The organism is Pseudomonas rossensis, from assembly GCF_039888995.1.
Classification (GTDB): domain Bacteria; phylum Pseudomonadota; class Gammaproteobacteria; order Pseudomonadales; family Pseudomonadaceae; genus Aquipseudomonas; species Aquipseudomonas rossensis.
Map to the genome: position 1 here is coordinate 1 of NZ_JBBWCB010000199.1, position 7,792 is coordinate 7,792.

General features: G+C 61.2%; 7 protein-coding genes. 6 read left to right on the forward strand and 1 reads right to left on the reverse strand.

Translation table 11 applies throughout. The annotated features are described in order from the left end of the window. Positions 1-691 (forward strand): MBL fold metallo-hydrolase (locus WLY71_RS28490; RefSeq protein WP_347806219.1); only part of this gene is annotated, 691 nt, incomplete at its 5' end. 41 nt (positions 692-732) lie between these two features. Further along, a complete protein-coding gene (locus tag WLY71_RS28495) occupies positions 733-1,347 on the forward strand; it encodes an NAD(P)-dependent oxidoreductase (RefSeq protein WP_347806220.1) in 615 nt (204 codons plus the stop codon). A gap of 128 nt (positions 1,348-1,475) precedes the next feature. On the opposite strand, the gene WLY71_RS28500 is transcribed toward WLY71_RS28495, so the two are convergent. Then, positions 1,476-2,357: a LysR substrate-binding domain-containing protein gene (locus tag WLY71_RS28500; protein ID WP_347806221.1), complete on the reverse strand. Its 882-nt coding sequence runs from the start codon at positions 2,355-2,357 to the stop codon at positions 1,476-1,478. A 159-nt stretch (positions 2,358-2,516) separates the two neighbouring features. Between WLY71_RS28500 and WLY71_RS28505 the strand changes: the two genes are divergently transcribed. The 4 genes from WLY71_RS28505 to WLY71_RS28520 form a co-directional block, all read left to right on the forward strand. Next, positions 2,517-4,154 (forward strand): 5-guanidino-2-oxopentanoate decarboxylase, encoded by a 1,638-nt coding sequence (locus tag WLY71_RS28505; RefSeq protein ID WP_347806222.1) that lies wholly within the window; start codon positions 2,517-2,519, stop codon positions 4,152-4,154. An 8-nt stretch (positions 4,155-4,162) separates the two neighbouring features. Further along, the gene (locus WLY71_RS28510) at positions 4,163-5,611 is read left to right on the forward strand and encodes an aldehyde dehydrogenase family protein (RefSeq protein WP_347806225.1); all 1,449 of its coding nucleotides are present in this window, start codon (positions 4,163-4,165) and stop codon (positions 5,609-5,611) included. Positions 5,612-5,829: 218 nt separating this feature from the next. Continuing rightward, positions 5,830-6,933: an ABC transporter substrate-binding protein gene (locus WLY71_RS28515; protein WP_347806223.1), complete on the forward strand. Its 1,104-nt coding sequence runs from the start codon at positions 5,830-5,832 to the stop codon at positions 6,931-6,933. Positions 6,934-7,126: 193 nt separating this feature from the next. Next, the coding region (locus tag WLY71_RS28520; protein ID WP_347806224.1) for an ABC transporter permease at positions 7,127-7,792 on the forward strand (666 nt) is incomplete at its 3' end.

Consider the following 7,792-nt stretch of genomic DNA (forward strand, 5'->3'; position numbering starts at 1 on the left):
ATCCCAGGCCGAGCAAGTGGTCGAGAAGATCCGCGCCAGCGGCAAGCAACTGACCACCATTTACATCAGCCACGGTGACCCGGATTACTACTTCGGCCTCGACACCCTGACCGCCGCATTCCCCAACGCCAAAGTGCTCGCCTCGCAGCCGACCGTGGACCACATCCAGAAAACCGTCGACGGCAAACTGGCGTTCTGGGGGCCGAAAATGGGCGCCGACGTACCGGCCAAAACCATCGTGCCGGATGTACTCAAGGGCGACAGCCTGATGCTCGAAGGACAGAAGTTGCAGGTGGTGGGGCTGGACGGCAAGCAGCCGGATCGCAGCTTCGTCTGGATTCCGTCGATCAAGGCCGTGGTCGGTGGCGTCGTCGTCGCGGAAAACATCCACGTGTGGATGGCCGACACCCAGACGCCGCAGTCCCACGCCGATTGGCTGACCACGCTGCACGCCATCGAAACCCTGAAACCGAAAACCATCGTGCCGGGTCATTACCTCGGTGAGAGCGCCCGTTCGCTCGCCGCCGTGCAGTTCACCGCCGATTACATCAAGGCGTTCGACGAAGAAACCGCCAAGGCAAAGGACGCTGCCGCGCTGATCGCCGCGATGAAAAAACGCTACCCGAAGCTGGGTGAAGAAAGCTCGCTTCAACTGAGCGCCAAAGTCGCCAAGGGCGAGATGAAGTGGTAACCCGATTCACCTACTCACACTGATCCACATTGGAGAACGTCATGAGCAAAATCGCAATCATTGGTGCCACCGGTCGTGCCGGTAGCCAACTGCTGGAAGAAGCCCTGCGTCGTGGTCACAGCGTTACCGCCATCGCCCGAGACACCTCGAAGATCGGTCAGCGTGCCGGTGTGGTCGCCAAGAATGTCGATGCCCTCGATGCCGAAGCGTTGCAAGCGGCAGTTGCGGGCCATGACGTGGTGATCAGCGCTGCGCACTTCGCGACGCTTCCTGCCAGGGCTGTGATCGGTCCGGTGCAGAAGGCCGGCGTGAATCGTCTGCTGGTGGTGGGCGGTGCCGGTTCGCTGTTGCTGCCGGACGGAACCCGCGTCATCGATAGCGAGGGTTTTCCGCAGGCGTACAAGGCTGAGGCCAGTGCAGGTGCGCTGTTTCTGGAAAACCTGCGGCAGGAAAAAGAGCTGGACTGGACCTTTGTGTCGCCGTCGGCAGAGTTTGTCGAAGGTGAGCGCACCGGTACGTTTCGGATCGGCAAGGATGATTTGCTGGTGAGTAGCGAAGGGCGGAGCTGGATCACTTTTGCCGATTATGCGATTGCGCTGATCGATGAAGTGGAAGCGCCGAAGCACTCCCGCCAGCGGTTCACCGTCGGTTATTGAGTTCACTGAAAACCTGTGGGAGCGAGCTTGCTCGCGATAGAGGTGGGTCAGTCGACATATTTGTTGAATGACCCACCGCAATCGCGAGCAAGCTCGCTCCCACAGGATGCGCGCCAATCCTGCAGGGCTCAGCGGCTCTGAGCCTGCTCCACCAACCACCCCATCAACTCCATCAACTTCGGCGAAGGCCCGGGTTTCTCCGGGAAAACCAGGTAATACGCCAACCCCGTCTTCACCTTCAATTCAAACGGCATGACCAGCCGCCCGGCACTCAGGTCATCGCCAATCAACGACCAATCCCCGATCGCCACGCCTGTCCCTTGGGACGCCATCGACATCGCCAGGTCCAGCGTTTCGAAATGCTGACCCTTGCCGACATTGCTCAAGCGAACATCCGCGGTGGCCAGCCAAGCCTTCCAGTCTCGTTCATCCCGAGTCGGGTGCAGCAGCATGTGCTGCTCCAGATCCTCCGGCGTCAGCAGCGGCACCGGACCTTCGAGCAACGGCTTGGAACAGACCGGCGTCAGTTGTTCATCGAACAAATGTTGAGACACCAATGAGCTGTCCGGCGGTGCGCCGTACATCACCGCTGCATCGAACTGTTCGCGATGAAAATCCACGCCGTGCTTGACCGTGGTGGTCAATTCCACCGGCACATCCGGACGCTCCCGTTGCCACTGCAACAGCCGCGGCAACAGCCAGCGCATGACACACGTCGGGGCCTTGAGTTGCAGGGTTTCGCGCTTCTCGCCGATCTGCTCCACCGCCTCGTCGATCAAGCCGAAAATCTGCTGGACCCGTGGCAGCCATTCCCGTCCTTCGGCCGTCAGGTCAAGGCCCCGGGCCTGGCGAATGAACAGTTCATAACCCAGATGTTCTTCCAGCCCGGCGATCTGCCGACTCACCGCACCTTGGGTGATGTACAGCTGTTCAGCAGCGCGGGTGAAGTTGCAGCACTGCGCGGTAATCAGAAAAGTGTGCAGCGCCGGCAGGGGAGGCAATCGTTTCATTGAGATCCAAGGTATGACGTGAGGACATGGCTAGTATGACTTTTTATCCATTGTTGCGGCTACGTGTCGCCCGTTCCAATGAGGCCATCCCTGGACCTGCCCACTCATCATAAACACTGCGCAGGTCCGGCGTCTCAAACGAACAAAAAGGGCAAAGACATGGCGACGTGCGGCGAAGTATTGGTCAAGTTACTCGAAGATTACGGGGTTGAGCAGGTGTTCGGCATTCCCGGGGTTCACACCGTGGAGCTGTATCGCGGGCTGGCCCGTTCGAGCATCAACCACGTCACTCCGCGTCACGAACAGGGCGCCGGTTTCATGGCTGACGGTTACGCTCGCACCAGCGGCAAACCGGGTGTGTGCTTCATCATCACCGGCCCTGGCATGACCAATATCACCACCGCCATGGGCCAGGCCTACGCCGACTCGATCCCGATGCTGGTGATCTCCAGCGTGCAATCGCGCAGCCAGTTGGGCGGCGGTCGCGGCAAGCTGCACGAGCTGCCAAACCAGAGCGCATTGGTCGGTGGCGTGGCGGCGTTCTCCCACACCTTGATGTCGGCGGCTGAATTGCCGGGCGTCCTGGCGCGTGCCTTTGCACTGTTCCAGGCCGGCCGTCCGCGCCCTGTGCATATCGAAATTCCGTTGGACGTACTGGTAGAAGAGGCCGATGACCTGCTCGCCAGCGTACCGGTGAACATCGACCGCGCCGGTGCCTCGCCGAGCGCAATCAGCCGCATGACCGCGCTGCTGGCCGGTGCAAAGCGCCCACTGATTCTCGCCGGTGGCGGCGCCATCGATGCCGCGGCCGAGTTGACTGAACTGGCCGAACTGCTGGACGCCCCGGTAGCCCTGACCATCAATGCCAAAGGCATGCTCGAATCCAACCATCCGTTGCTGATCGGCTCAACCCAAAGCCTGGTCGCGACTCGCGCTTTGGTGGCTGAAGCTGACGTGGTGTTGGCGATCGGCACCGAACTGGCCGAGACCGACTACGACGTGACCTTCGCCGGTGGGTTCGAAATTCCCGGCGCACTGCTGCGCGTAGACATCGATCCGGACCAGACCGTGCGCAACTATCCGCCGCAAATGGCGCTGGTATCCGACTCCCGTAACGCTGCCCAGTCCTTGCTGAGCGCGCTGTCCCACAAGTCGTTGGCCGAGCGCCGCAACGATTGGGGCCAGGTCCGTGCCGCACGCTTGCGCGACGAACTGGCCGCCACCTGGGACGCGCCGACCCTGGCCCAGACCCGTTTCCTGGAAACGGTTCTGCACGAATTGCCAGAGGCCGTTTTCGTTGGCGATTCGACCCAACCGGTGTACACCGGCAACCTGACGTTCAACCCGGAGCGCCCGCGTCGCTGGTTCAACTCGTCCACCGGTTACGGCACCCTCGGTTACGCCTTGCCGGCAGCCATCGGCGCCTGGCTCGGCGGTAGCGTCGAAGGCGGTGTTCGGCCGCCAGTGGTGTGCCTGATCGGCGACGGCGGCCTGCAATTTACCCTGCCGGAACTGGCCAGCGCCGTTGAAGCGCGCACCCCGGTGATCGTCCTGCTGTGGAATAACCAGGGCTACGAAGAGATCAAAAAATACATGGTCAACCGCGCTATCGAGCCAGTGGGCGTAGACATCTACACCCCCGACTTCATCGGCGTGGCCAAGGCGCTGGGCTGTGCAGCCGAAGCCGTCGACGGTGTCGAGCAACTGCGCAGCGCACTGCGCGCCGCTGCCGATCGCCAGGGTCCGACCCTGATTGAAATCGATCAGACCCAGTGGATGAAGGCGGTGTCGAAATGACTTACCGCATGATTTTCCCAACGGCACTCGACGGTCTGTTCATCGACGGCCAATGGTCCGCTGGCAGCGAACACCTGCGCGTGATCAACCCGGCGACCGAAGCCTTGTTGACCACCGTGAACGGCGGCGATGAACGTGCTGTCGATCAAGCCGTCACTGCCGCGACCAACGCCTTCAAGGAGTGGTCGAAAACCACCGGCGCCGAGCGCGGTGCAATCTTGCGCAGAATCGCTGCGGGCGTGCAGGCCGGTCGCGAACAGTTGATGCATTTGCAGTCGAGCAACAACGGCAAACCACTGTTCGAAGCGGCCATCGACGTCGACGACGTGATCGCCACCTTCGAGTACTACGCAGGTCTGGCCGAAGGGCTCGATGCCAGGCAAGACAGCAATGTGGAGCTGCCAACCGACGACTTCAGCGCTCGCGTGCGCCGCGAGCCGTGCGGTGTGGTCGGCCTGATCGTGCCGTGGAATTTCCCTATGGTCACCACCGCCTGGAAACTCGCCCCAGCCCTGGCCGCCGGTTGCTGCGTGGTGCTCAAGCCGTCCGAAGTCACGCCGCTGCCGGAGCTGGAACTGGCGGCGATCATCGCCGAGGCCGGTCTGCCCAAAGGCGTGTTCAACCTGGTGTGCGGCACGGGTCTGGCGGTCGGCGCGCCGTTGTCCGCTGATCCGCGCATCGCCAAAATCTCCTTCACCGGCAGCAACGCGGTCGGTGTTCAAGTCATGCAACGTGCCGCAGAAACCGTGAAGGGCGTGAGCCTGGAACTGGGCGGTAAATCCTCGCTGCTGGTGCTCAAAGACGCAGACATCGAACTGGCCGTGGAAGTGGCCTGTGGCGGCGGGTTCTTCAACGCTGGGCAGATGTGCTCGGCCACCAGCCGCGTACTGATCGCCGATGAGCTGGCGGACGAATTCCTCATCCGTTTGAAGGCCCGCGCCGAAGCCATTCGCGTGGCTGACCCGTTCGACCCGAACGTGGAAATGGGCGCACTGGTCAATCAGGCGCAATACCAGCGCGTACTCGGCCACATCGATCGTGGTTTGAGTGCGGGCGCCAAACTGATGTGCGGCGGCAATCGTCCGGCAGACCTGTCGCGCGGCTATTTTTTGCAGCCGACCATCTTCATCGACGTGCCCCTCGACAGTGCGCTGTGGTGTGAAGAGATTTTCGGTCCGGTGATCTGCGTGCGCAGTTTTGCCACCGAAGCCGAGGCGATTGCCCTGGCCAATGACAGCCAGTTCGGTCTGGTGGCCAGCGTGGTCACCCGCGACGCCGAAGCGGCAGATCGGGTCGCCAACGCTTTGCAGGCGGGGCTTGTGTGGATCAACGCGCCGCAAGTGATCTTCCCGCAGACCGCCTGGGGTGGCTACAAACAGAGCAGCATCGGTCGTGAATTGGGGCCGTGGGGCTTGCAGGCTTTCCAGGAAATCAAACACGTGATTCGTGCCGTCTGAAAGCACGAAAAAGGTGAGCGCATGCCTCGTGATGAGGCATGCGCTGGCGTCATGGCTTCAATGAGTTTTTATCGATAGTCAGGTGTTTTGCACGACCTCAGGATGAAGCGGTCGGCTCAACTCAAACCCTTTGAAACCGGGGGTTTGGTGCTGATCTGGGCGCGCGGATGCAACGGTTGCGACCAACCTCATACTTACAAAAACAAAGGGAGTCCTTCATGGGCGAGCATGATCTGAACAGACGTCAATTCATCAAAACCGTGGGCGTGGCGTCGGTAGCCGCGGCGGCCATGAGTTTGCCCTTCGTCAAGGCCAATGCCAGCGACACGCGCTTCCAGGGCAAGACCCTGCGTTTGCTGACCTGGTCCGATGACACCGGCCTGGCCGCACTGCGCAACATCGCGGCAACCTTCGAAGACAAATACGGTTGCAAGGTCATCGCTGACCGCACCGGCAGCACCTCGGAAATGGTCGCCAAACTCAAGGCCGCCGGTGATCGTCCGCAGTACGACATCATCACCCTGGCAGGCGTCGGTGCCGAAGGTCTGGCCGCGGCCAACCTGCTGGAAAAACCCGACCTCAACCGCATTCCCAACCTGGTCGATGTACCGGAGAAATACCGCACCGGCGCCAACGGTCACGGCATCGGTTACCTGCTCTGGTGCAACAGCCTGGTCTACAGCACCCGCACCATCAAAGAGGCACCGAACAGCTACGCCTCGCTGTGGGATCCCGAGCTGGCGCCGAACATTTTCCTGCCGCCGCCGAACTGGACCGAAGCGATGGACCTGATCATCATCGCCGCCAAACTGGCCGGTGGTGACGAACACAACATCGAGCCTGGCTTCAAGAAACTCGCCGAGCTGAAAGATCGTGTGGTGACGCTGGGTGAAAACCCGAACCAGATCGCCGAACTGTTCCGTACCGGTTCCCTGGACATGGGCGGCTTGTACGCACCGGCATTCTTCCCGAAACAGATCCGCGACCCGGCTTACGGTCTGGGCGCCACCTTCGGGATGAAGGAAGGTTTCTACACCGACCTGATGCTCTCGGTGATGCCGAAGAATCGTCCGGGCGATATCGACCTGGCCTACGCCTTCATCAACCACTCTCTGGACCCACTGGTGCAGGGCAAGATGGCTGAGGACATCTACAACGGTCCGGTCAACGCCAAGGCGATCATCTCCGCCGAAGCACGCAAGAGCCCGTACATCCTCACGCCGGAGCAGATTGCCGAGAAGGCGATCATGCACGACAACGCCTTCCTGGCCTCCGTGCATGACCAATGGATTCGTCGTTACACGGAAATCTTTTCTTCCTGATCGAGTGACGAACACAGGATCTTCAACCACTGAAGATCCCCTGTGGGAGCGAGCTTGCTCGCGATTGCTGACTGTCATTCAACATTGATGTCGACTGATACACCGCTATCGCGAGCAAGCTCGCTCCCACAGGGGCCGAAGTGATTTCGAGTCTTGTGTTCGTCATCTGCTTTCCATTGACGAGACCCTTGCTATGGAACACCAACCTCTGACTCATCCGGTCGCCGCCGCTCCTGTGCGCGCCAATCGGGGTGTTTCGCCGACGACGCGTGCCTGGTTTTTCCTCTCGCCGTCGATGCTGTTTCTGGGCGTATTGATCGCCGCCAGCCTCCTGGTACTGCGCATGAGTGTGGGCACCAAAGGCGCGGAATGGACCGGGTTCAGCCTGGCCAGTTACGCCCAACTGCTGGAACCGTATTACCTCAAATCCTTGCTGCTGACCCTGCGTCTGGCGCTGATCAGCGCGGTGATTGCGGTCGTGTTGGCGATCCCGGTGGCCTACACCATGTCGCGGCTGACCTCACCGTTTGTGCGACGGATCTTCCTCGCCGCGGTGCTGCTGCCATTGCTGGTTAACCTGCTGCTGCAAAGCTACGGCTGGCTGGTGATTCTGGGACCTGGCGGGATGCTCAATCAGGCGCTGATGGGCCTGGGCCTGATAAAGCGCCCGATCATGCTGCTCTACAACCAGAACGGCGTACTGATGGGCCTGGTGCAAACCGCGTTCCCGTTGGCCGTGCTGCCGATTGCCAGCGCCATGCGCGGCGTCGCCCGTACTTATGAAGAAGCCGCTGCAACCCTGGGCGCCAGCCGTTTTCAGGTGTTCCGCCAAGTGGTGTTGCCGATGAGCATGCCGGGG